18 protein-coding genes are annotated in these 22,829 nt (G+C 42.5%); 9 read left to right on the top strand and 9 right to left on the bottom strand.

The features are described 5' to 3' along the window. Positions 1 to 3 precede the first annotated feature (3 nt). From R7E29_RS07695 to R7E29_RS07685, 3 genes are read right to left on the bottom strand one after another with little or no spacing between them, the layout of a single operon-like run. Complete coding sequence (locus tag R7E29_RS07695) at positions 4 to 600, bottom strand: response regulator transcription factor (RefSeq protein WP_017635347.1); 597 nt, start codon at positions 598 to 600, stop codon at positions 4 to 6. Beyond that, positions 593 to 1,759 (bottom strand): EAL domain-containing protein, encoded by a 1,167-nt coding sequence (locus R7E29_RS07690; protein ID WP_213906657.1) that lies wholly within the window; start codon positions 1,757 to 1,759, stop codon positions 593 to 595. Before R7E29_RS07690 ends, R7E29_RS07695 begins: the two co-directional genes overlap by 8 nt. Further along, positions 1,743 to 5,408 carry an ATP-binding protein gene (locus R7E29_RS07685; protein ID WP_213906658.1) on the bottom strand — a complete coding sequence of 1,222 codons (3,666 nt, stop codon included), beginning with the start codon at positions 5,406 to 5,408 and terminating at the stop codon, positions 1,743 to 1,745. Before R7E29_RS07685 ends, R7E29_RS07690 begins: the two co-directional genes overlap by 17 nt. Positions 5,409 to 5,855: 447 nt before the next feature. Here R7E29_RS07685 and ylqF point away from each other — a divergent pair, with 447 nt between their 5' ends. Then, positions 5,856 to 6,800 (top strand): ribosome biogenesis GTPase YlqF, encoded by a 945-nt coding sequence (gene ylqF / locus R7E29_RS07680; RefSeq protein WP_005376521.1) that lies wholly within the window; start codon positions 5,856 to 5,858, stop codon positions 6,798 to 6,800. A 337-nt stretch (positions 6,801 to 7,137) separates the two neighbouring features. Continuing rightward, positions 7,138 to 8,319, top strand: a complete 1,182-nt coding sequence (gene cqsA, locus R7E29_RS07675) for an alpha-hydroxyketone-type quorum-sensing autoinducer synthase (RefSeq protein WP_053349163.1) — start codon at positions 7,138 to 7,140, stop codon at positions 8,317 to 8,319. A gap of 103 nt (positions 8,320 to 8,422) precedes the next feature. Here cqsA and R7E29_RS07670 read toward each other — a convergent pair whose 3' ends face one another. Then, entirely contained in the window at positions 8,423 to 10,468 is a 2,046-nt protein-coding gene (locus tag R7E29_RS07670; RefSeq protein ID WP_025767846.1) for a response regulator, read from the bottom strand. A 363-nt stretch (positions 10,469 to 10,831) separates the two neighbouring features. On the opposite strand from R7E29_RS07670, the gene R7E29_RS07665 reads away from it, so the two are divergent. Then, complete coding sequence (locus tag R7E29_RS07665; RefSeq protein WP_054576036.1) at positions 10,832 to 11,449, top strand: HAD family hydrolase; 618 nt, start codon at positions 10,832 to 10,834, stop codon at positions 11,447 to 11,449. Positions 11,450 to 11,538: 89 nt separating this feature from the next. On the opposite strand, the gene R7E29_RS07660 is transcribed toward R7E29_RS07665, so the two are convergent. After that, positions 11,539 to 12,087 carry a GNAT family N-acetyltransferase gene (locus R7E29_RS07660; RefSeq protein ID WP_005376525.1) on the bottom strand — a complete coding sequence of 183 codons (549 nt, stop codon included), beginning with the start codon at positions 12,085 to 12,087 and terminating at the stop codon, positions 11,539 to 11,541. A 271-nt stretch (positions 12,088 to 12,358) separates the two neighbouring features. Between R7E29_RS07660 and R7E29_RS07655 the strand changes: the two genes are divergently transcribed. Both R7E29_RS07655 and dcuC read left to right on the top strand, forming a co-directional pair. After that, complete coding sequence (locus tag R7E29_RS07655; RefSeq protein WP_017821552.1) at positions 12,359 to 13,483, top strand: acyl-CoA desaturase; 1,125 nt, start codon at positions 12,359 to 12,361, stop codon at positions 13,481 to 13,483. A 359-nt stretch (positions 13,484 to 13,842) separates the two neighbouring features. Then, the gene (gene dcuC / locus R7E29_RS07650; protein ID WP_053349164.1) at positions 13,843 to 15,210 is read left to right on the top strand and encodes an anaerobic C4-dicarboxylate transporter DcuC; all 1,368 of its coding nucleotides are present in this window, start codon (positions 13,843 to 13,845) and stop codon (positions 15,208 to 15,210) included. Between the two features lie 103 nt (positions 15,211 to 15,313). Here the strand turns inward: dcuC and R7E29_RS07645 are convergent, their stop codons facing one another. Beyond that, a complete protein-coding gene (locus tag R7E29_RS07645) occupies positions 15,314 to 15,670 on the bottom strand; it encodes a hypothetical protein (RefSeq protein ID WP_005376535.1) in 357 nt (118 codons plus the stop codon). A gap of 578 nt (positions 15,671 to 16,248) precedes the next feature. On the opposite strand from R7E29_RS07645, the gene R7E29_RS07640 reads away from it, so the two are divergent. The 4 genes from R7E29_RS07640 to R7E29_RS07625 all read left to right on the top strand — a co-directional run bounded on the left by R7E29_RS07640 (position 16,249) and on the right by R7E29_RS07625 (position 20,326). Beyond that, positions 16,249 to 17,481, top strand: coding sequence for an OFA family MFS transporter (locus R7E29_RS07640; RefSeq protein WP_017635352.1), 1,233 nt, complete (start codon positions 16,249 to 16,251; stop codon positions 17,479 to 17,481). 67 nt (positions 17,482 to 17,548) lie between these two features. Beyond that, positions 17,549 to 19,162, top strand: coding sequence for a VRR-NUC domain-containing protein (locus R7E29_RS07635; protein WP_054576037.1), 1,614 nt, complete (start codon positions 17,549 to 17,551; stop codon positions 19,160 to 19,162). Positions 19,163 to 19,327: 165 nt separating this feature from the next. Beyond that, complete coding sequence (locus R7E29_RS07630; RefSeq protein ID WP_054576038.1) at positions 19,328 to 19,975, top strand: AcfA family outer membrane beta-barrel protein; 648 nt, start codon at positions 19,328 to 19,330, stop codon at positions 19,973 to 19,975. 15 nt (positions 19,976 to 19,990) lie between these two features. Next, entirely contained in the window at positions 19,991 to 20,326 is a 336-nt protein-coding gene (locus R7E29_RS07625) for a YgiW/YdeI family stress tolerance OB fold protein (protein ID WP_017635355.1), read from the top strand. An 80-nt stretch (positions 20,327 to 20,406) separates the two neighbouring features. Here R7E29_RS07625 and yegS read toward each other — a convergent pair whose 3' ends face one another. The 3 genes from yegS to R7E29_RS07610 all read right to left on the bottom strand — a co-directional run bounded on the left by yegS (position 20,407) and on the right by R7E29_RS07610 (position 22,821). Beyond that, a complete protein-coding gene (gene yegS, locus R7E29_RS07620) occupies positions 20,407 to 21,309 on the bottom strand; it encodes a lipid kinase YegS (protein WP_054576039.1) in 903 nt (300 codons plus the stop codon). 8 nt (positions 21,310 to 21,317) lie between these two features. After that, complete coding sequence (locus R7E29_RS07615) at positions 21,318 to 22,223, bottom strand: LysR family transcriptional regulator (RefSeq protein ID WP_005376541.1); 906 nt, start codon at positions 22,221 to 22,223, stop codon at positions 21,318 to 21,320. 172 nt (positions 22,224 to 22,395) lie between these two features. Continuing rightward, complete coding sequence (locus tag R7E29_RS07610; RefSeq protein WP_005376542.1) at positions 22,396 to 22,821, bottom strand: bifunctional diaminohydroxyphosphoribosylaminopyrimidine deaminase/5-amino-6-(5-phosphoribosylamino)uracil reductase RibD; 426 nt, start codon at positions 22,819 to 22,821, stop codon at positions 22,396 to 22,398. Positions 22,822 to 22,829: the final 8 nt, after the last annotated feature.

Raw genomic sequence — 22,829 nt, 5'->3', positions numbered from 1 at the left:
GTCTTACGCCCCCGCCACTCTTGTTAGCTCAACAATGTTCTTTACGTTAAATTTATCCAATAGACGGCGTTTGTATGTGCTGACTGTTTTATCACTTATTGATAGCACTGAAGCGATTTCTCTATTGGACTTTCCTTGTAATAAATACTTCATTACTGCACTTTCTCTGCTTGAAAGTTGTGGCATTTCTCGAACGCTGTTAACAACTTGCTTAAATTTGAAGAAGGTATACCCCTTCTCTACCGCTTCTATCGCGTCTTTAAGAATGTCGTGATTTTCCGATTTACACACATAGCCATCAGCGCCAGAACGAAAAGCCATTTGGCTGTACATTTGGCTAGTTTCAGCGGAGAAGAAAATGACTTTGCCTTCATAACCATGGGATTTGATACGTTTGTAGAAATCAAACCCATCGCAATCTGCCAAGTTCACATCTAAGATCAACAGTTGAATTTCTTCCTTTTTCAATATTTGTAATGCCATCTTCGCTGATGTTGCAGTAAATACCCCATTTGTTTTCCCTAACTCTTCCAACAGTGACTTGATTGCAACACAAACGAGAGGATGATCGTCAAAGATCAAGTAATTCAATTTATTCATATCTTTCATTTAGTATGGTTATGGCTTCTAGTGGCATGGGTTTATCAATGTAGAAGCCTTGGCAAAGATCAATCCCATACTCACGTATCGCTTGCAGTGTGACTTCGTCTTCAATACCTTCCGCGACCAGTCGTATATTCAAACTTTTCGCTAACGCGCAAATAGCAACAACGATGTTGCGTTTTTTGATGTCGCATTCGACACCTTGTACAAACGAACGATCGATTTTTAACTCGTTGAATGGCAGTTGAGCCAGTTTTTCAAACGTCGATGACCCCGTGCCAAAATCATCTATTGAGACAGTGACACCGTTCATCCTCAACTTGAGTAAATTCTTGTACAGGGACGCGCTAGTCTGAAATGTATCTCGCTCTGTAATTTCAATGGTGATTTGTGATGGGTCAATCTCGCTCTCTGAACATTGCTGTAAAAAGTAATGAGAGAACGCCGTATCTTCTAAATTTTCATGGTCTACATTAATGGATACGTTTTGCGTCAATCCGCGGTGTTTCATGTCATAGATAACATTACTCAATACAGCTTGAAACAACTCTCCTGAAAGGCGGCAACGCTCTACAATTGGCAAAAAATAATGAGGGGGTAACACACCATAAATAGGATGATTCCAACGCGCGAGCGCTTCATACCCAAGCACTTCCCCACTTTGCACATCGACTAAAGGCTGGTAATAATTTTTCACTCGCCCTTCAGCCAGAGCAAACAGGAATTCTTGATCTTCCACTTCAATAGGTTGCGCAAAGCTGACTTGTTTCGCTTTTTCATCTTTTATTTTGCCTAACAAATCAACGACTTCATTTTCATCGTATGGCTTAGGCAGCTTCCCTAATACTTCAAAACTAAATCCCTCGCACATGGCTCTTACCGCAGAAATAATGGTCAATTCCATTGCACTGACCAGTACAACTTGCCCCTGGTACTGGACTTTATCGAGCATTTCCATCATATCGATGCCGTCTTTTCCTGGCATTTGGATATCACAAAAAATCACGTCAAAATATTGTTCCTGCACACTCTGAATAGCGGCATCCACACAGTTAAAAGGGATGACTTGCGCGCAATAGCGATCCAATATTTGCGTAAGTATTGTGGTTTGTAGCGGATGGTCATCAATCACCATCACATTAAATTGTGTATTCATTTGTCTCTACCCAATAGTTTATGTTTTCGATCTCCTGCTCGATTCGTAAAATTAGCTCCGCTGTTCGCCTGTCAAACTCCGCAGCAGTAACTCGTTCTGCCTCAATGCAAAGCTCAGTCAGCATGCTTACCCCTATCGCCCCAACCGCTCCTTTGATGCCATGAATGACCCGTTTTTTGTCTCGCTCAGTCGATGCGGCGTTTAAGTTTTTTATATCTGTAGACATTGATTGACTAAACACGCGCGCAATCTCTTTTGCGTCCTGTGCTTTGAACCGTTTAATCCAGCCGGGCAGCCTACCCCTCTCTTTTTCGCCAATAAATGGAATCAAAACGGTTTTTAATTGATTAAGGTCATAGGGCTTGTAGAGCACATCATCAATGCCGATATCCTGTGTACGTTCAATGGCAAGACGAGCATCTTCTGCTGTCACACCGATGATTGGAATTGCTTTAAATTCGGAGTTTTTCACGTGCCTAACAAGCTCATAGCCATCCATTTCTGGCATATGAAAATCGGTCAGCAGCAACACAACGTTTTCATCTTGGTTGATGTATTCCCATGCTTCGCGGCCGTTATTCACAATGACAGATTCGATTCCAAGTTCATGAAGCTGCATTGCTATCACACTTTGGTTAATGGGATTATCTTCTGCGACCAGTACCGTGCCGAGAACCCAAGAAACCACTTCTTGATTTACGTCACTAAGCTTGGTTTCTTGCTGCGTTTGGCTGAGCAAATTGAACAATGTATCTGGATATTGAATCTCTCTTAGCGTAAGACTGCCAAGTACCCTTTGTTCGTCACGTAGCATTAGGCCATTAAAACTGGCATCGCTGTCGTGTATAGGGTGAAGGTTCGCCACCATTGTTTTTAACGTCGCTGGACGCATTTTCCACGCGTCACACCACTGGCGAACATTAAGTGGTAAGCTCTCGCTATACGTCCAGTTCAAACAAACGTCTGGCTCAGAGTCGCAATGCTCAATTGGCAGTTTGACGGTAATCGTCGTGCCCAAGCCAAATTGTGAATCGATGCAGAGCAAGCCGCCCATGCAGTCGATCAATCGGTCAACAATGCTTAGCCCCAATCCAGTACCGCCATATTTACGCGTAATAGTGTCATCCGCTTGAACAAAAGGATTGAGAATGCCTTCGAGTTGGTCATCCGTCATGCCGATACCTGAATCTGCCACTTTCAAGATAAGCTGCTTTTCATGAAGAATGACACTGATTCCAACCTCGCCTTCCGCAGTGAATTTCACCGCATTGGAGAGTAGATTGGTGGTAATTTGCACCAATCGCAGCGCGTCGATTTCAATGAAAGCATTCGAAAATGGTTTGATTGTCACTTTGTAATCCAAACCTTTCGCGAGCGCTCGTGGTTCAAAGCTTCGAAACACATCGCACAAGGTTTTAAGCAAGTCGCTCTTAACTGGGGCGACGGTTAAGTGCCCTGCCTCTAACTTTGAATAATCCAGTACTTCGTCTACTAACGTATTCAAATGATTGAGCGAGCGTATGGCTTGGGCAATTAACTCGCGATTTGAATCTGCCGTCACTTGGTGATTTAGCAAATCGAGGATGCCGTGTGCTGCCGACAATGGCGTTCTTAATTCGTGACTCATGGTTGCCAAAAAGTTTTCGCGCGCACGTACCGCGGTTTGCGCTTCTTTTTGCGCATCGATTAACGCCTGTTCACGTTCTTTTTGCTGGGTAATATCTTGAATCACAGTCAGTACAAACTTGTTCTTACCGCTAGGAGAAGCGATGACTTTGCGTTCTCGATATACATGTTTAATATCAAGTTCACAGCCCGACGAGGCAACCTCTTCTGAAATACGCTTTCCAGCAATAACAGTGGTCAGTTCATCAAAATTATTCACCAGAGGAACGTGCGCAGAATCACTTTTCAAACTACATTGTTGGCACTGTTTACTGTTGTAGTTCGCACAATTGCTCATCTCCATATGGTTATTTTCACTATGGATAAAAACCAAGCTATTGATCTCTTTGATGATGTCCATCAGCCATTGCTTTTCCGCTTCCTCATTGTCAGCATTAAATTCGGCTAACCTCACTTTAAGTCGCATGTGAGATAAGATGAAATACGCCGCAATCAACATGAGACAGAATATGAATGAACCAGCAACAACAAATGTAGCGATCTGCTCCGCGTCATAGCCATAAGTCAGTTTGAAGCTTCGGTGAGAACGCAGCAGTTTTTCGATCTCGTTAGAATCAATGGTTTCGATGATGCTGTTCAACATGTGTTGCAGTTGTGTATTGTGGTTTGCAACCGCAAATGCATTAGAGAACGTCAAAACGTCCTCCGCATTGATCACCAAGTCATCGACTTGATCTTGTGCAATCATGTTGTGAACGATGTCGTCAGGAATATAAGCCACATCCAAAACGCCCGATTTCAAATCGGTAAGCAGCTTCTTCAAATCATTATAATGATCAACTTGGCCTTGCTGCAAAGTGCCCAAATGAACTAACCCTTGCTTTTTCAAAGTGAGCAGAATACCCGCTTCTTTCAGTGCAGATTTATCGCGCTTGCTCTGCTCCGCTTGGATAGCCACGTAATTACTGTGCATGAATGGTTTAGTGAACAACCAATCTGACTTAGGTAGCTCACCCACATAAGAGATGGGGACTATATCGGCATCAAATGCCGTTAATCCATTAGAAAGGCTCGACGTCGGCTTCACATACTTAAAGCTCAAGCCAGTACGAGACTGCAATAAGTCGACAAAATCTGGAAAGAAGCCATCTAACTCGCCCGTTTGCGAATCTCGGTAGAGAAACGGATAAGCTTCGTCACTGCTGCTGTAAGTTATCACTAGTTTGTTTTGATGATTACGTCGGTAATCTACCAATAACTTATCACTGATATGGTAAGGATTTTTCGAGGCGACGGAGCGAATGTTTTTTCCATTTTGCTCCCACTGAAGGATTTTGTTGATGTCATCGATCAGACTCTGTTTGTCCAACGAAGCGATAAAACTCACCTCTTCGTTTTTCAACCAACTGGGAATATCGACAACCCCTTTTACAATGTCATTCAAATCCAAATATTGGGTAATACCAACATAAGTGTAAATCAGCGCGTTCGCTTTACCTCGCTTAACTTCATTAAACGCCTCTAAACGTGTTTTAACGTAATGTATCTTATCGATACCACGTTCAGTGAGGTTGTCACAATACACACTGCCCTCAACACACACCCATTTAAGATCACGCGCATCACTATCTCGGTAAGTGGCATTCCGATACCAAACAGCGATAGTGCTCGAAAAGAAAGGCATCGAAAACAAAAAACGCTTTTCTCTTGCTGCTGTTTTACTAAATCCAACCGCACCATCAATCCTCTTGCTTTCGACATCCGCAAGTAAAGACGGAATATGCTTGTAAGTCCGAAGTTCTAACTCATAATCCAAAGCTTTAGTAATGTTAGACAAATACTCAAGACTAATTCCGTACGAAGGACCAACGCTACCGTCAAACGAGTCTTTAGCTTCGTCTTGCGCAATAACGCCAACGATGACCTTCGGTTTAGGACTCTGTTTGGCCATTGAGCAAAAAGAACTCGCTAAAAAAATTAAGGCGACGGACGATACCGTAATACTTCTAAGAATACTGAGCATGACTGCTTCCTCTGAATGGAAGCTCAGACTAGTTTTTGTCAGATAAAAGTCAAACTTCGCTCAACAGCGAAATAAAAATAACACTTTGATATAAAAGCAGAAAACCAAAATTCGTCAGAACAATCTGACAACACAATCCACCTTTGACTACACAGCGTTTGCGTTCGGTCTCTCACCCAGACGGATATTCACTGCGAGTCGGTATATATAAGAGATGTGTGCGTTTAGGTTTGCACGCCATAGCTTTTTACTTTCATCTTGAATGATTCATCATCATTCCATGATAAACTGACGTATTAACATGAAAGAAAGCTCAACTCCGCGGTTTCGAGCAGCTTGAAGTAAACACAGTTTTAGAAAATGCGTTCTAGTATTGTATTACTCAAGACTCACATTGCTACTTTTACAACCGCTGGAGCATTAGAAAAATTAAGGTATTAAATTCAAATGGTTAATAACTCAATCCAGTGGTTTCCTGGCCACATGCACAAAGCACGTAAAGAGATCGAAGAAGCAATCCCTCAAGTGGATGTGATCATCGAAGTACTGGATGCTCGTATTCCTTTCAGTAGTGAAAACCCTTTGATTTCTCAAATCCGTGGTGACAAACCTGTCGTTAAAGTTTTGAACAAACGTGATTTGGCCGATCCAGAGTTAACTCAACTGTGGATTGAGCACTTGGAGCAAGAGCAACATGTAAAAGCAATGGCGATCACGACTTCTGAACCACAAGAAGTGCATCGAATCATGGAGCTTTGCCGCAAACTTGCCCCACACCGAGAAGAAATTGGTAAAAACATTCGCACCATGATCATGGGCATCCCAAACGTTGGAAAGTCGACGATCATTAACACCCTCGCAGGTCGAACAATCGCTGTAACAGGTAACCAACCCGCGGTTACACGTCGTCAACAACGTATCAACCTGCAAAATGGCATCGTATTATCTGATACTCCAGGAATTTTATGGCCAAAAGTGGAAAATCCACACAGTGGCTTCCGCCTTGCGGCTACTGGCGCGGTAAAAGATACAGCGATGGAATATGACGAAGTCGCATTCTATACCATTGAATACCTAGCAGCTCATTATGCAGACAAGCTTAAAGAGCGTTATCAAATTGAAGAGCTTCCAGAATCAGATATCGAGATCATGGAAGAAATTGGTCGTCGCCGCGGTGCACTACGTGCAGGTGGACGTGTTGACTTGCACAAAGTATCGGAGATCTTATTGCACGAACTTCGCCAAGGCACTTTGGGCCAAATTACATTAGAACGCCCAGAAATGATCACTCAAGAGCTGATTGAAGTCGAGATTGAAACCGCCCGTAAAGAAGAAGAAAAAGCGAAGCGTAAAGAAGAGCGTCGTAAGCGCTATTTACGTAATAAGCGATAAGCTTGTCTTTTATCTACTCATGTTTCAAGGCGCGATTTTCGCGCCTTTTTTGTTATCTAATGCGCCCATTTTTTTCACTTTTCAAACTTTATATTCCTCATCCAAAATCCCAGATATGAAGCACGAAAAAACACCGCAAAATCGCCGTATAAACTTTAAGCACAAACTAGTTTAGACCCCGGGCCCCTATAGAGTTACAGCCACCATCCAACCCTCAAATGTCGAGTTTGCAAGGGTCTGCAAACTTATGCAACCTGGTTAGTGACACTCTCCCCAAAATCCGCAATATGAATAAGTGTCAGCGCTGGCGTTTTTCCATATGAAGAAGAGATTTATTATGAGTGAAACTATACAAAGCAAACCACTTCCCTCCTTTATCGAGGAACGCCTAGATTTTTATATTCAAGATCTAATCGAACCGAATGAGAACAAAAAACACCTTGTTCTTGGTAAACGCCCACCGTGTAATGCCGTTGTCCTGCAAAGCAATGATTACCTTGCACTGTCTCATAATAAGGAGATTCAAAACGCGCATCGTGATGCGATTTCCCAGCACGATGACAACGTCGTGATGTCCGCGATTTTCTTACAAGATGATGAATCGAAACCTGCATTTGAAACGCAGCTAGCCAGTTTCGTTGGTATGCCTAGTTGTCTACTCTCTCAATCTGGTTGGGCTGCGAATGTCGGTTTATTGCAGACTATTTGTGCACCGAACATACCTGTGTACATTGATTTCTTTGCACATATGTCTTTGTGGGAAGGCGCACGTATTGCCGGAGCACAAATTCATCCGTTCATGCATAACAACACCAGTCACCTAAGAAAACAGATTTCACGTCACGGCTCAGGGATCATTGTTGTGGATTCGGTTTACAGCACTATCGGGACCATCGCTCCTCTACGTGATATCTACGAAATAGCACAGGAGTTTGACTGCGGCCTGGTTGTAGATGAATCACACTCTTTAGGTACACACGGTCCACAAGGTGCGGGGATACTGCAGGGTCTTGGCTTAACTCATAAGGTAGATTTTATTACCGTTAGTCTTGCCAAGACATTTGCTTATCGTGCTGGCGCGATTTTAGGCCCAGAAAAACTGGCGAAGACGCTTCCATTTGTGGCGTACCCTGCAATATTTAGTTCTACCGTATTACCGCAAGAGATCATTCGGCTAGAGAAAACACTGGACGTCATAAGAAAATCAGATGATAAGCGAGATATTCTGTTTGAAAGAGCCAAGTCTTTAGCCGTTGGTTTAAAACGCATTGGATTTACTATTCGCAGTGAATCACAAATTATCGCATTAGAATGTGGTAACGAGAGAAACACTGAGCGAGTCCGCGACTTTCTCGAAGAGCGAAATGTTTACGGCGCAGTGTTTTGCCGCCCTGCAACTGGAAGGAACAAAAACATCATCCGTTTTTCAGTCAATGCAGACATGACAGCTGCTGAAGTTGATCATGTACTCACTGTCTGCCAACAAGCATTTGCACACCCTGACTTAGAGTTTGTGTAAGTTAGTGTGTAGATAAAACTAAAGAGCTCAACAGTTTTGCTGAGCTCTTTATTCGTGTTATTCGTTGTGAGCAACTCGCCTCAAGAAAACAAGTCGCGAATGATTAGATCCAGTTTGCGATTTTATCGAACAAACGATTTTTATCCGCCGGTTTTACGATGAAGTCAGACATACCCGAAGACCCAATTTTGTCCAACGTGACAGGTGAACTATCCCCTGTATGCGCAATAATAGGTACCGACGCATAGTTTTTATCCGAGCTTCGAATTCGCCTAGACGCTTCTACACCATCCATAATTGGCATTTCGATATCCATCAGAATGAGATCAACATCTTCTTGCTCTAGTGTATCCAGAGCCTGCTGCCCGTCTTCTTTCTGAATCACTTCAAAGCCTTGCTTTTCAAGTAACATTGCCGTGAATTTACGCAAAGATTCATTATCATCCACGACCATAATTGTGCGCTTATTTGAATTATCTAACGTCACCGAGGCCGTTGGTGTCGATACATAGCTTGAATCATATAAGAGACGCTCAATAGTTGGTTTAGTATTCAATAACCAGGCTTGCGTTTCGATCCAAATAGGTTCATATGCAGCCTTACGTGCTCTCTGAGTCGGATGATGCTCAAAAAGATAAACTATGCGTGCTTCAGTGAAAGACAAGAGAGATTCTAATCTATCCAATTGGTTTGCTCTTGGATCTAAGCTCTCAAGATCGATAAAAATCAGATCGAATTCGAACTCGTACTCTTTCTTTTTGAGTACTTGGTTGGCATCTAAAATCGTCGAGTCAAAGCCCATAAAACGGCTAATATCTGTTACTTTAGACACCAAGATATCTTGGCTAGTCACCGTTAGAATGGTTTTGAGTTTAGTCAGATCGTTTTTGATTTCAGTAACGGTATCAGATGTCGTTAGTGGGAAAGTTAACGTAAATTGAGACCACTCCCCTAACTGAGATTGACACTCAATGTTCCCCCCAAATGAACGCATGACTTTTTTACAAAACGGTAGACCCAAACCATAACTTCCTGATTTGCCAGTGGTGTAAAAGTCTTGAAAGATATTGCGTAGAACATCAGGAGCAATGCCAGCACCATTATCGGTTACAACAATTTGATTAAAGCGTTCTGAACTTATCATGGATACATGTATGTGAAAATCTTCAGATTTACGGTGATGGAAGGCATTCTTGAAGAGGTTATACATAACGTATTTAAGTAATGTATCACTACCTAGAAACTCAAACTCACTTCTCGCATCCAGCGATATGGCAAATCGATCAGTGGCACGTTTATAACTGAAGCTTTCAATTGCCCGTTCAACGACCGAGTGAACTGAATATTTTTTGAAGCTAGAACGAGAAACTCGATTTTCATCAATCGAAGTTAGCAATAAATCGATGGTTTCATTACCCGATTGGATAATGTTCATTGCATCCTGACTCACTTCACGTAATAAGGTGACATCCTCTACACTCATGACGTACTGCTCTTTTCCTGCCTCTTTCATGTTGGGCAAGATCGACTGGATAACATCTATTGAAGTGCAAAGCCCACTCAACGGGTTACGCATTTCATGTGCAATCCCTGCCCCGAATGATTTTGCCAGCGAGACTTTCGCTTCATGTTCAACTTGGTTACGAAAATAGAACAAATTACCGAAGACATAAATAAACAGAAAGATTGGCACATGAGTCCAATCCATGGTCAAGTCAAGATGGAACCCTTTTGCAACCCAAGCGAAGAATGTTGCTAAACCTATCCCAGCAAAGGTTTGAGCAAACATGACCCTAGTAACATGAACCAGTAAAATGTGTAAGAAAATTGCAGACATAAACGACATAACCCATACATTGGACCAGTCATTCATCAGTAACATATAAAAAAAGAAAAACGGTAAGCACAGCGTTATCGTCACTTGGTAGTAAATAGGAACATAATCTCTCCAAGTCGATGATAAGCGGTTTCTAAAAATGATGCCGAAAAACAATAACGAGCAAAACAATCTAAGAGGTAAATTTTCATAAGCCTGTGGAAAGGCAAACTCCCAGACAAAGTAGTACAGCGGAAAGCCAAGAAACCCCATCCAGCCAACGAGAGTTAGGTTTGGTTCTGCATATTGATAAACCTTACGTATCGAGTCCATATAATCTGTTTTGCTTACTCCGCCTGACGCACAATAGTGTGATTTTGATTCACTTTTATCGTTTTATTATTAACTAATTATATATTAATCATCATTTATAAGCAGCGCGAAATGACGTAAACAGCTCGCAATACTTATCTTTAGTTTCAATCTTTTAAGACAGCTACACTTGATTTACAACCAAATAAACAAAGTTGCATATAGTTTAGTGCAATTTTGCGATAATCGCTCTGTATCCAATTGGATGTTAATCTCATTTTGTGTAAGAAACTTAAGTCGCGCCTTTGGCACGACTTTCCAACGATTCAAAAACAGCACTCACCGCATATAGCGTGGTGAAGAACAATTGGCTTGGGGTGTGTTATGAATTCTGTCCAGATAAAAAATGTCATTTTTGATGTAGGTAATGTGTTGGTACGCTGGTCTCCAGTAGAAATCGTTCGCTTAACATTTGGTGGTTCCGTAGAGTCAGAGAAAATGGCTCAGATGCTATTTTCATCACAAATCTGGAAAGATTTAAATAAAGGGACGATCTCCGAAAGGGAAGCAAAACAGCGTTATCAACGTGAACACCAAGTAACGACGGAAGAAATGGACCGCTTCTTTTATTATGTAAAACACACTCAAATACTACTTTACGGCAGTATAGAGCTGTTAAAACGAGTAAAAAGTGCCGGATATGGCGTATATGCGCTCACAGACAACATCAACGAAATTGTGGAACATCTTCGTACTACCTATGAGTTTTGGCCACTGTTTGATGGAGCAATCATCTCTTCTGAAGTTCAATTACTAAAACCACAAGCGGAGATCTACCAAACTCTACTTTCAAAGTATCAGCTTAACCCCGAAGAGACAGTATTTATTGATGACATGCCTTACAATGTTGAAGGTGCCCGAGCAGTTGGCATGGCTGCTATTCAGTTTGAAAATGCTCAGCAATGTGAGCTCGAACTAAAAGCCATGGGGGTTAACTTCTAGAAAGCTTTTAATAAAACATAACGTTAGGGTGCATAAACAAAAAAGAGCAGTGTTGAGACTGCTCTTATCTAATGTTTTAGAACGCTAGGTTAGGAGTAAATCACGTTTTCCTCAATCCCACTAACTAATGACTGGGCGTTCTTCCAACGGAATACTTTTTCTAACACCTCTTTGCCATCAGGTGCGCGCCAAGTTCGCTCTTGATCCTCTTGTCCACCAATGTGGCGATAGAATTCAATCGCAGAAATGTTTTGCGACACAACTTCTAAATAAAGACCTGTGTCTTTAAAGTACTGCTGTTGCCATTCTGCGACAGCAAGTAATAGCTGCTTACCAATCCCACGACCACGGTAACTGTCATCAACATGCAATGCGTCAATAAAGGTTCCACGCTCGAAATCATGGTTGCCGAACACACAAACAAAGCCAAGTAGCAAACCTCCCTCCTCCGCCAAGACAATGTGCTGATTGAATGGTGGGTTGGTCAAACGGGTTTGCCAAATCAGTAGTTTGTCGTCAATCGCTTCTTTCTCAAGATAGTTATCACTAAGAATGCCACGGTAATGACGCTTCCAGCTATCCGCATGAAGATGCGCAATGCGCTCGTAGTCCTTATATTCCGCTAATCGTAAATCCATTACGTATTCCTATTTTCTTACATTTTTGCTTCTTTATAGAGTCTCGGTATATTCCACCTTTATAACACTTGTTTCTTGGCAGATTTTATACACCTTAAGCCAGAGCTCATTTTTTAATACTACTCATTATTCAATTAAAAGCAAAATATCCCATCAAGTTCCTTAATCTACACCCAAAGGAATAGTCACATTTGTCTAACTTTAATTTGACTTACATGTGTACGCTGATATTCTGGCGAACAGTTGTTAGCTCAAAGTTAGGGATACACCTGTGACTCAAAACAAACCACCTGTTATCTGGTTGAATACATTGATATTTTCTGCCAGTTTTGTTCTGACTTTTATTGTAATGCCTTGGTATGCATATCATTTTGGACTGGGTTGGGAACATCTAATTTGGGGAGTGATTGCATTTAGTTTTACTAACCTTTCTATTACAGCAGGCTATCATCGTCTCTGGAGCCACAAAACGTACGAAGCTCATCCTATTTTGCGCGCCATTTTTGCGATTGGAGGAGCATTTTCTTTGCAAAATAGTGCATTACATTGGTCTTCTGATCATCGTGTGCATCACAAACATGTCGACAATAACGATAAAGATCCGTACTCAGCCAAGCGGGGTTTTTGGTATTCTCACATTGGGTGGATGTTACGTGATTACAATAAATCAAAGGAAAACGAATATACAAACTGCCGTGACCTAAAGCGCGACAAAATCGTCATGTGGCAGCATAAGTATTATGTTCCACTTGCCCTACTGACTAATATTGGTTTCCCAGTCATGCTCGGACTGATCTACGGTGATATCTGGGGGATGTTATTGGTCGTTGGTGCGGCTCGACTCTTTATGAGTCACCATACGACTTTTTTCATTAACTCCCTCGCACATATTTGGGGTAAGCAAACTTTCACAGACAAAAACACTGCTCGCGATAATGGTGTACTCGCCTTTTTCACATTTGGAGAGGGTTACCATAATTTCCATCATATTTTCGAGAATGACTATCGCAATGGCGTGTATTGGTGGCATTACGACCCAACGAAGTGGTTGATAAAGTCATGTTCTTGGCTAGGACTCACATCTAAGTTGCGCACAACGCCTACATTTAGAATTGAAAAAGCCCGTGCGAGTCAACTTTTGAAGAAAGCAAGAGAAAAGCTAGAATCGAAACCGAACACGCAAACGATCCTCGATCAGCTACAGCACGAGTTTGATACTCTAGTTCATCACATGCAGGAATACTACGAGATGCGCAAAGAAGTACTCGGTGCCAAAACTGCCAGTGTGGTAAAGAAATACGAATGTTCTGTAACGAAAATGAAGTACCAGCAAATTAAAGCAGAGTTCGAACGGCAGCAACGTAGTTGGAACCTTATGGTTCGTCGATACGCATAGTTTATCCTCATTCTTACGATTACTTAGCTTCGCTTCGGCGAAGCTTTTTTGTTGTGAAGAGTGTTTTCCAATAATTGCTTACTGAGTAAAGTCTTTTTCCTATTGTGAATCAATTCACTCTTTATTCATTCACTTTCCTAGTCATATTTTCCTTCCTATAAATAGCTTCAAACCAGCACATAACACTTAGAAAACCAAATTCCAACAATACAATCTAACGAAATTATTTATTAAATTATTATTTGTCTCAGATCATGCAAGCCCCATATTTGTCTCGTGCCACAGCTAAGAATTCTGTAAATTCCTTGTCATAAACTGAAACAGTTTCTTTCTTTTTTACATAACATTCGGAGATCCCTATGTTAGAGCTCTTAATTGGCTTAGTGGTTACCATTGCGGTGGGTTACTTTATTGTCAAAGGCTATAAAGCTGCGGGCGTGTTACTGACAGCTGGTATTGCTTTACTTCTTATGACTGGCGTTTTGGGGCACGACGTGCTGCCGTCAAAAATCACCTCAACTGGTAACATGGTGACAGATGCGCTTGAATACGTGAAATACATGCTTCAATACCGCGGTGGCGGTCTTGGTATGCAAATCATGCTGCTTTGTGGTTTTGCGTCATACATGACTCATATCGGCGCGAACAACGTGGTAGTGAAACAGTTCTCTAAACCGCTTTCTGTCATCAAGTCTCCTTACGTCCTTTTGGTAGCGGCTTACATTGTGGCGTGTTTAATGTCTCTTGCGGTAAGTTCTGCAACAGGCCTTGGCGTACTATTAATGGCGACACTATTCCCTATGATGGTCGCGATGGGCATTTCTCGTCCAGCAGCCGTTGCAGTGTGTGCCTCTCCAGCGGCAATCATTCTTTCTCCTACTTCTGGTGATGTTGTTATCGCAGCAGAAAAGTCTGGTTTAGAGCTTGATGTGTTTGCGGTACAAACTGTGTTGCCTGTTTCTATTTGCGCAATCATCGTCATGGCAGCGGCAGCGTTCTTCTGGAACAAATACTTAGATAAGAAAGAAAATACACCAATGGAAAAAATTGATGTATCAGAGATCAAAGCTGACGCACCAGCGTTTTATGCAGCTCTTCCATTTCTACCTATCATCGGCGTTTTCCTATTCAACGGTCGTACCATTCCAGGACTTAGTCTAGACATCTACACTATTGTGGTTGGTTCGATTTTCCTTGGAGCTCTGATCCATTATGTTGTAAATAAGTTCGATGGTAAGAAATCACTAGAAGATTTAGATTCTTGCTACGCAGGCATGGCTGACGCGTTCAAAGGCGTTGTGATGCTTTTGGTTGCCGCTGGGGTTTTTGCACAAGGTCTGATGTCTATCGGTGCTATCGATAACCTACTTCATCTAGCAGATAATGCTGGTGCAGGCGGCGTTGCTTTAATGCTTATTCTAACTGCATTGACAGTTGCAGCAGCAATTGCAACGGGTTCGGGTAACGCGCCTTTCTATGCGTTCGTGGAGTTAGCACCATCTTTAGCTGCTAAAATGGGATTAAACCCTGCTTTCCTAATTATCCCGATGCTTCAAGCATCAAACCTAGGCCGTACTATCTCACCAGTATCTGGCGTAATCGTTGCGACATCAGGTATGGCAAACATCAGCCCGTTTGAGGTTGTAAAACGCACATCCGTTCCAGTTCTAGCAGGCCTTATCACGGTGATTATTGGTACTATTGTGCTTGTTCCAATGAGTGCCTAACGGTATTGCCACGATCAAACTAAAAGCAATATCCGAACAAAATTACGTTTAATTAAAAACGCCAGCAAATGTGCTGGCGTTTTTTTTATTCTAATGTGTTGATTTACGCTGACTTAAATCGGTCAGGAATCTTAGTGATGCTCTCTCTGTAGCTAAACCATAAGTAGGTAACGGCAAGCGAAAAGAATAAATATGAAAGTGCGAATACGATTGGAGACGTGATTAATTCCGCGGACATTCCCCACATCACACCGACTACGGTTATCGTCAACTTAGAAAGCATACCGCAAATGAGTAGGAATAAAGCAAGCTGTGGAAAGCGCGAGCTGCGAAATGCGAAGAAATAACAGCTACCTACAGCTAAAGAAGCAATAGATAAGCCCAACATAAATGAATGGATGTGGTCTGCTGATGCGATACCAGCGGATACCGAAGCCATGAGTAATAGGAACAGTTTCATAAGTCACCTCACAACAAATCTAAAAAGCATCCCTTCATAAATGAAAACTCATTTTTCACTATATTCTGCGCCTAAAATCAGCAATTACAAGTTACTTTTTTGCTCACTTAATGTACATAAAAGCTAATCAGCTTCAATTATTACAAAAGGTTAACAATTAAGAATTAAGAAACCCTTTGCATCTGATACTTACGACAGTCAGATGATAAATTCGCCATTTTTGTTACAGATGGTTAACATGGAAACATTTAGAAATTTTTTATTTGAAATGTGAACTGTGCACTCAACAGCGTAAAACCTCTCTCTCTTGACTCATCATTCGTTATTAGTGAACAAAAAAATGTCACTTTTTTTACAACGTTCTTACTACATACAAAACCATGAATTCACATCCACTTTTAATGTTGCAAATTATTTTATCAGTAACCGTAAAAAGAGATTCCAATCACATATTTATTGGTTATAATCCGCGCTCATTGCGTTAAACGTTGAAAAACGCAAACTAATTTTGAGAAAAAACATCTTTAAACCAACCTTCTTTGCGGCATTGCCAATAAGAGGAAAAACTGAGAATAAAAATGAGCAAGATTGATAAAGCTATGCGCATCCTGTTAGCAGGGTTCTGTATCAACCTTTGTCTTGGCATCCTGTATGCTTGGAGTGTATTCAACAAGGCACTGGTAACTGAATCAGGCTGGAGTGCTGCAGAAGCTTCTGCACCTTACGCAACTGCAACCATCACTTTCTCTATCTGTCTTCTTATTGCAGGTATTCTCCAAGACCGCATGGGCCCTCGAATGATCCTTATCCTAGGTACTGTTCTTACAGGTCTGGGCATGATCGCGTCTGGCTTTGTTGACACTCCACTCATGCTGAACATTACCTTCGGTGTGATCACAGGTGCAGGTATCGGTTTTGGTTACGCATGCCTATCACCTTCTGCGATGAAGTGGTTCCACGCTTCGAAGAAAGGTATGGTTAACGGCATTATTGCGGCAGGTTTTGGTCTAGCGGCTATTTACCTTGCGCCAGTAACTTCTGCGCTAATAGACAGCATGGGCATTCAAACTAGCTTTATGGTTCTTGGTGTTGGTATCCTAGCGATTGCGGTTCCTCTTGCAGCAACCATCAACAACCCACCAGCAGACTACACACCTGCGGAGCCTAAAGTAAAAGAAGGCCAAGCACCTAAAGCGGTGAAAAAGTCAGATGACTTAACTTGGAAAGCAATGTTGAAAACGCCACAGTTCTACTCTCTATGGATCATGTACGCGTTTGCAGCTTCTGTTGGTCTAATGATCATCGGTAACATCACGACAATCGCAAGCGTTCAAGCAAACTTGCCAAACGCGGTTTACCTAGCGTCTATTCTTGCTGTATTTAACTCTGGCGGTCGTGTTGCCGCGGGTATGCTTGCAGATAAAATCGGCGGTGTTCGTACGCTTCTACTCGCGTTCGTTCTACAAGGCGTAAACATGGTGCTGTTCGCGACGTTCGACTCTGAGTTTACACTGATCATCGGTACAGCAATCGCAGCGGTAGGTTACGGTACACTTCTAGCGGTATTCCCTACTCTAACGGCTGAGTTCTACGGTCTGAAAAACTACGGCACTAACTACGGCGTGCTTTACACAGCATGGGGTATCGGTGGTGCAATCGGCGCAGCGGTTGTTGGTTTCTCGATGACAAATGGCGACGGCTACACCTTGGCTTACACAATTTCTTCAGCAATGATGGCAGTATGTATCGTACTTGCGTTCATCACTAAGCCATTGTCTGAAGCGAAAGTAGCACAGCTAAAAAACGCATAATTGCGAATTGATTTGATAGCAAAAAGGCTTAACCTATGGGTTAAGCCTTTTTTGTTATCGGTCGTTTATGGAAAGCCCTATCGAACTTGCACCAGACTACTATCTAGAGAACTTCTTTAAGCTGACTCATCACGCAGTAACTTGGTACAGCAATTTACTGACCAAGGAAGAACACGCATGGCTTTGCTCGTTTGATTCTTTGAGCAAACACGCCCAGTGCCTTTTGGTACGTTTATACAGCCGAAAGGGATGTTGGTTTCGAAGTGATAAGCTGAGTTATCCAGAAATACCTTCTATCAATGAAGCACTGGCAGAATTGAGTCAACATGAGTTTGTAGCCCTTTCCCCACCCCTTTCTCATCAAGAGTTAGCGGCCAATTTACTGACCAAGCCAGAAATCTCCACGCTTTATCCCGAACTGCCGAAATCACTCAAGAAAGACGCCCTTGTCGAACGTTTGAGTAATGCGGAATTTGATCGTATAGAGAAGCTTGAGTTTACGATCGTCAAACTCAATTCAGCTCATATGATCGACGTGTTGCTCACTCTGTTTTTTGCCAACACCCATCAAGACTTAAGTCAGTTTGTGCTTGATGACTTAGGTTTGCATCAGTTCGAGCAATATCAATTGAGTAAAGTGCGCCGTTTCTTTGATTCACGTGAGCAAATAGACCGCTTAATTGAACTGAGCCAGTTGGCCAACCTGTACTGGCAATTTGACCGAAAAGACAAAGCCAATCTCGACTTATTAATTGAGGCAATGCCTCAGCCCGTTAAACACCGTTACGTAGATCGTAAACGCGAGCACATGTTGAATGACATAGCACGTGATTACGAACGGCTTAATGATCTAGAGACCGCCCTATCTCTATTTGGCCAAACTCAACTCACACCGAGCCGAGAACGACGCGCACGTATCTATGACAAATTAAACCATGATGATTTATTTTGTGACATTGTCACAGATATGCTTAACTCACCGATCGATGTGTCTGAGCTCGAAGTTGCACAAAAACTTGAGCAACGGTTAAAACGAAAACAAGGCGAGAAAGTGCCAAGAGTGACGAAGCCAACCTGTACGGAATACCGCCTTGAACTGGATTTATCTCAACAGAGAGTCGAACTCGCCAGCAAAGCGTATTTTGAGTCCTTAGGCTGGACTGTATTTTACGCCGAAAATGCACTGCTTAATGCATTACTTGGTCTCACTTTTTGGGATGCGATTTTTGCTCCTATTGAAGGGGCATTCATTAACGCTTATCAACACCGTCCTTTAGATTTATATCACTCGGATTTTGTTACCAAGCGCCAAGCTTTGATAGACACCGCTTTTGCCGAACTAGAAGCGGGCAACACCCAGATGTTATTGACAAAATACGATGAGAAGTTTGGCATCAGTAATCCATTTGTACATTGGAACTTAATAAGTAAAGAGCTACTCGAAACAGCACTCAACACTATCCCAACTAACATGTTGATGGCGCTATTTAAAATACAATTGAGTGACCTAAAGCTTTACCGCAATGGGATGCCTGATCTGATTGCTTTTAAAGGAAACGAGTTCGAATGGATTGAAGTAAAAGGGCCGGGCGATAAACTCCAAGACAACCAATGGCGTTGGATTAAAGAGTTTACTCGCCTTAATGTCCCGTTTGCGGTGTGTTACGTCGCAGCAACTTAACTTACTCTATATAAAGAGCTTGGTGTTTGTTCACTCAAACCGCCCCTCGGTTATCGCCCCTTGCTCTTTTTTCTAAACATTTTTTCGTTTCTTCACGATCGCTTCACGCTTCTTCACACAAAATGCGCTTCTACTCACTAAGTTGATTTGAAGAGGCAAAATAAAATGAACAAAACACTTCTTGCGTTACTTGTTACCTGCTCAGTTTCGGTATCTGCGGCTCCTTATGTAGGTCTGGAATATGGACTAGGCACCACTGACCATGATTTGGAACCTCACTTTTCAACTGACAACGTAACACTCAACCCTGAGCTTGAAGACGGTATTTTCTCAGGCTTTGTCGGTTACGCATTTAATGACAACTGGGCATTGGAACTGGGTTACAGCCAGTTTGACCTTGATGATAGTCGTTCAAAAAACCTAGGTATCAAGTCAATCGATGGCAAAGATTACCATCATGAAATGGATTGGGATGCGTCAATCAAAGCCAAGCAAGTGTCGTTGGCTCATGTGTTTAACTATGCATTAAATGATAAATGGACAACAAAATTCAAAGCGGGTTTAACTTACACGCAATACGATGCCAAGGTTTCTAAACATCAAGAATACGAACTTGTCACGAACGACGATGTGGAAATGACCAACACGCTTTTCCATAGCGCGGAGAAAAACAACGAGCTAGGCGCAATGTTCTCAGTGGGTGCGGAATACAGAATTTTCCCGCAGCTCACCATAGGTGTAAACGCAAAATACCAACTAGACAGCTACGCAAACACTGCATCCTTTAATGTAGGCACAACTTATTACTTCTAATATCAGGAGAGGATAATGAAAAGAGTATTGTTAACATCCATGCTTGCCCTACTTTCAAGCTCGGCTTTCGCCGCATTTAATGGCCCAGAAGTCAGTGCAATCAATACGGTGAAAGAGGCGCGCAACGCAACCGACGACAGCGCTGTAGTGCTAACCGGGCATATTGTTCAATCATTTGGTAACGAGACTTACTTGTTCAAAGACAACACTGGTGAAATCGAAGTAGAGATCGACAACGAAGATTGGATGGGTCAAGAAGTGACACCAAAAGATACCGTAATGATTCGAGGAGAGGTTGACTCAGATTGGACAACTACGCAGATAGACGTTGAGACCATTCAAAAACGTTAAGAAGTTGACGATACCTCAACACAAGCAACACAGCCACATTTTAGTGGCTGTGTTAAGCAATAATCATGGAGAACGCTCGTTTAGCTAGTCAAGCAAGGACAATCTTGCGGTACGACTAATCGTATACTCTTAGGCTGAACATCAAATCTAATGGTTCTCGAATGATAAGGTTCTCCATCTAAATTAAGAGGTAATGGATTCGGGAAGTCTATCTCCAACCAGCTTGCTCTTGTGTACTTCACAAACTCTCCTTTCTCACTCGGGTTATTGATCTCGTCGATTACTTTAGGCAGCTCATGAGGTAAAAATGGGCGCACCAATGTTAGATCCATCAGCCCATCATTAATCATCGCTTTTGGAGCTAACTCTTGCCCACCTCCAGCAAGGCGCCCATTACAAAACGCACCGAGCAACATTTCTCCCTGATACGCACCACCTTCAATCGTTATTGTTCCGTCATATGGTTTAAAGCCAAGTGCTTTTACAACACCAGTTAGCGTGTAAGCTCCGCCGCCAAGAAAGTTTTTGAGTTCAACAGGCGTTTCTGCTGTAACTTCTGCGCCAAACCCTGCTGTTGCCACGTTAACAAAGCAGCGATCGTTCGCTTTGACGCAATCGACCAAAGCGGACTGCCCCTCAACAGCAAGAGATAAAGACGCCTTAATGGAATTAGGTACTTGAATAGCGGTAGCAAAGTCATTGGCGGTACCAAGGGGAATAATGGCTAACTCAGGGCGTTTTTCTTCGTCAATTTGAATAATCGCAGAAGCCGCCTCATTGACGGTCCCATCGCCACCAGCGACAACAATACGTTCAATGCCTTCATCAACCGCTTCTTTCACTAGCCGCGGCATGTCTTGAGATTCCCACGTTACACGCACCTGTACGTCGATGCCTTTGTCTCTCATTTTCATGATTGCATCTCTTAACTCTGTATTCCCAGCTTTTTTTCCGTTAAGGATGGCACGTATTGTCTTTTTCATTGCACTTCCTATTGGTTGATGACTTTTCCTGCTTGCTTAATCTGTGAACGCAACCACTGATGGGCGCTGTCGTTTGTGCGACTAGGATGCCAGATTGTGCAAAGCTCATACATTTGTTCATCAAATGGCATTGATAAAGATTTAACATGATAGGTGTTATTGAACAAGTTGATCATCGACTCTGGCATTAAACCAATGTATTCACTACCACAAATAATTGGGAGCATTTCTAGTACGCCTGAGGCTCGATACTTAATCTTTCTCTTATCCAAGTCGACAATGTCATCGGCGTTTAACAGGCTCTTACGACTCTGCCACTGCGAAACTACTACGTGTTCTTCTTCAAAAAATTGTTCAGCCGTAATCTCGTCATTCAGGCGGGGATGCGCTTCGCTACATACCACCACCAAACGCTCCGTAAGTACAGTTTCCAGTTTTAGCACCGTTCTTGCTCTTGGTGTGATATCAATGATCAAATCGTATCGTTGTAACCGCAGATCACTTTCAAAATCTTCCGTAAAAAGCGGATGTACTTCTAATGCAACATTTGGCGCCGACACACGGATTTGTTTCATGACTTGAGGTAGCAACTCAAAACTTGCAACGGACACACAGGCAATAGAAAACACTCTATTCGACACTTTAGGGTCAAACTCACTAGAGGCCGATAATGTCGAAGTGAAATTTTGTACTGAAGCTAGAAGAGCAGGATAAATATCCATCGCAAACGAGGTAGGCTCGACACCTTTAACGCAACGATGAAACAATGGATCATCGTAGATATCACGTAGCCTTGCTAGCGCTTTACTCACTGCAGGCTGGGTGATGTTTAAACGCGCCGCCGCCCGAGACAAGTTACGCTCTTCATAGATGGCAGTGAAAATGGGAATAAGATTAAGGTCGGTCGGTTTCATGCTATTAAATTTTTCAAAAGTCACTTTCTCTATTTTAATCTAACAGCATGATCCTTCACGTAGCCAAGTGCAATAAATGGGCGGTATCGCTTGTTTTAATGAGTTTTAACTCAATTTTGACGCACTTCATTCACCACATAAACTGGCACCATAGTGCAACGTAAAGCTTGACTTAGGCTTTGCCTAGGTAAGGGGTAAGAAACTCGCTGACTTCCTCGCCGCATAAACCAGTTTCTACCTCTATACCTGCTTGTTTTAGAATCTCGATACCTCGACCACTGTTGCGTGGGTCGGGGTCCAATATGGCTACGACGACTTTGCTTATGCCGGATTTGACTAATGTCACCGCGCAAGCTGGCGTGCGACCAACAAACGAACACGGTTCCAGCGTAACGTATGCCGTCACCGATTCTAACGAGCCTTGATACGCATTCAGCGCTTCCACTTCCGCGTGATTGCCACCAATCGCTTGAGTATGACCTTCAGAAACGATTTGATTGTCTTTCACTAACACGCAGCCAACCGGCGGGTTGGGTTGACATTCAGGAAGCGCATTTTTGGACACTTCCAATGCGCGGCGCATAAACTCTTGGCTCATTTGAACTC

The sequence above is a fragment of the Vibrio sp. Vb1729 genome (assembly GCF_033338655.1).
GTDB classification, from domain to species: Bacteria; Pseudomonadota; Gammaproteobacteria; order Enterobacterales; family Vibrionaceae; genus Vibrio; species Vibrio alginolyticus.
The sequence above is the reverse complement of the archived record's forward strand: the minus strand, read 5'-3'. Positions and strand labels throughout refer to the sequence as shown.

Excerpts from the sequence above, each read along its gene's own strand:
- R7E29_RS07695 (WP_017635347.1), bottom strand. The coding sequence starts at position 600 with ATGAATAAATTGAATTACTTGATCTTTGACGATCATCCTCTCGTTTGT.
- R7E29_RS07690 (WP_213906657.1), bottom strand. The coding sequence starts at position 1,759 with ATGAATACACAATTTAATGTGATGGTGATTGATGACCATCCGCTACAA.
- R7E29_RS07685 (WP_213906658.1), bottom strand. The coding sequence starts at position 5,408 with ATGCTCAGTATTCTTAGAAGTATTACGGTATCGTCCGTCGCCTTAATT.
- ylqF (WP_005376521.1), top strand. The coding sequence starts at position 5,856 with ATGGTTAATAACTCAATCCAGTGGTTTCCTGGCCACATGCACAAAGCA.
- cqsA (WP_053349163.1), top strand. The coding sequence starts at position 7,138 with ATGAGTGAAACTATACAAAGCAAACCACTTCCCTCCTTTATCGAGGAA.
- R7E29_RS07670 (WP_025767846.1), bottom strand. The coding sequence starts at position 10,468 with ATGGACTCGATACGTAAGGTTTATCAATATGCAGAACCAAACCTAACT.
- R7E29_RS07665 (WP_054576036.1), top strand. The coding sequence starts at position 10,832 with ATGAATTCTGTCCAGATAAAAAATGTCATTTTTGATGTAGGTAATGTG.
- R7E29_RS07660 (WP_005376525.1), bottom strand. The coding sequence starts at position 12,087 with ATGGATTTACGATTAGCGGAATATAAGGACTACGAGCGCATTGCGCAT.
- dcuC (WP_053349164.1), top strand. The coding sequence starts at position 13,843 with ATGTTAGAGCTCTTAATTGGCTTAGTGGTTACCATTGCGGTGGGTTAC.
- R7E29_RS07645 (WP_005376535.1), bottom strand. The coding sequence starts at position 15,670 with ATGAAACTGTTCCTATTACTCATGGCTTCGGTATCCGCTGGTATCGCA.
- R7E29_RS07640 (WP_017635352.1), top strand. The coding sequence starts at position 16,249 with ATGAGCAAGATTGATAAAGCTATGCGCATCCTGTTAGCAGGGTTCTGT.
- R7E29_RS07635 (WP_054576037.1), top strand. The coding sequence starts at position 17,549 with ATGGAAAGCCCTATCGAACTTGCACCAGACTACTATCTAGAGAACTTC.
- R7E29_RS07630 (WP_054576038.1), top strand. The coding sequence starts at position 19,328 with ATGAACAAAACACTTCTTGCGTTACTTGTTACCTGCTCAGTTTCGGTA.
- R7E29_RS07625 (WP_017635355.1), top strand. The coding sequence starts at position 19,991 with ATGAAAAGAGTATTGTTAACATCCATGCTTGCCCTACTTTCAAGCTCG.
- yegS (WP_054576039.1), bottom strand. The coding sequence starts at position 21,309 with ATGAAAAAGACAATACGTGCCATCCTTAACGGAAAAAAAGCTGGGAAT.
- R7E29_RS07615 (WP_005376541.1), bottom strand. The coding sequence starts at position 22,223 with ATGAAACCGACCGACCTTAATCTTATTCCCATTTTCACTGCCATCTAT.
- R7E29_RS07610 (WP_005376542.1), bottom strand. The coding sequence starts at position 22,821 with ATGAGCCAAGAGTTTATGCGCCGCGCATTGGAAGTGTCCAAAAATGCG.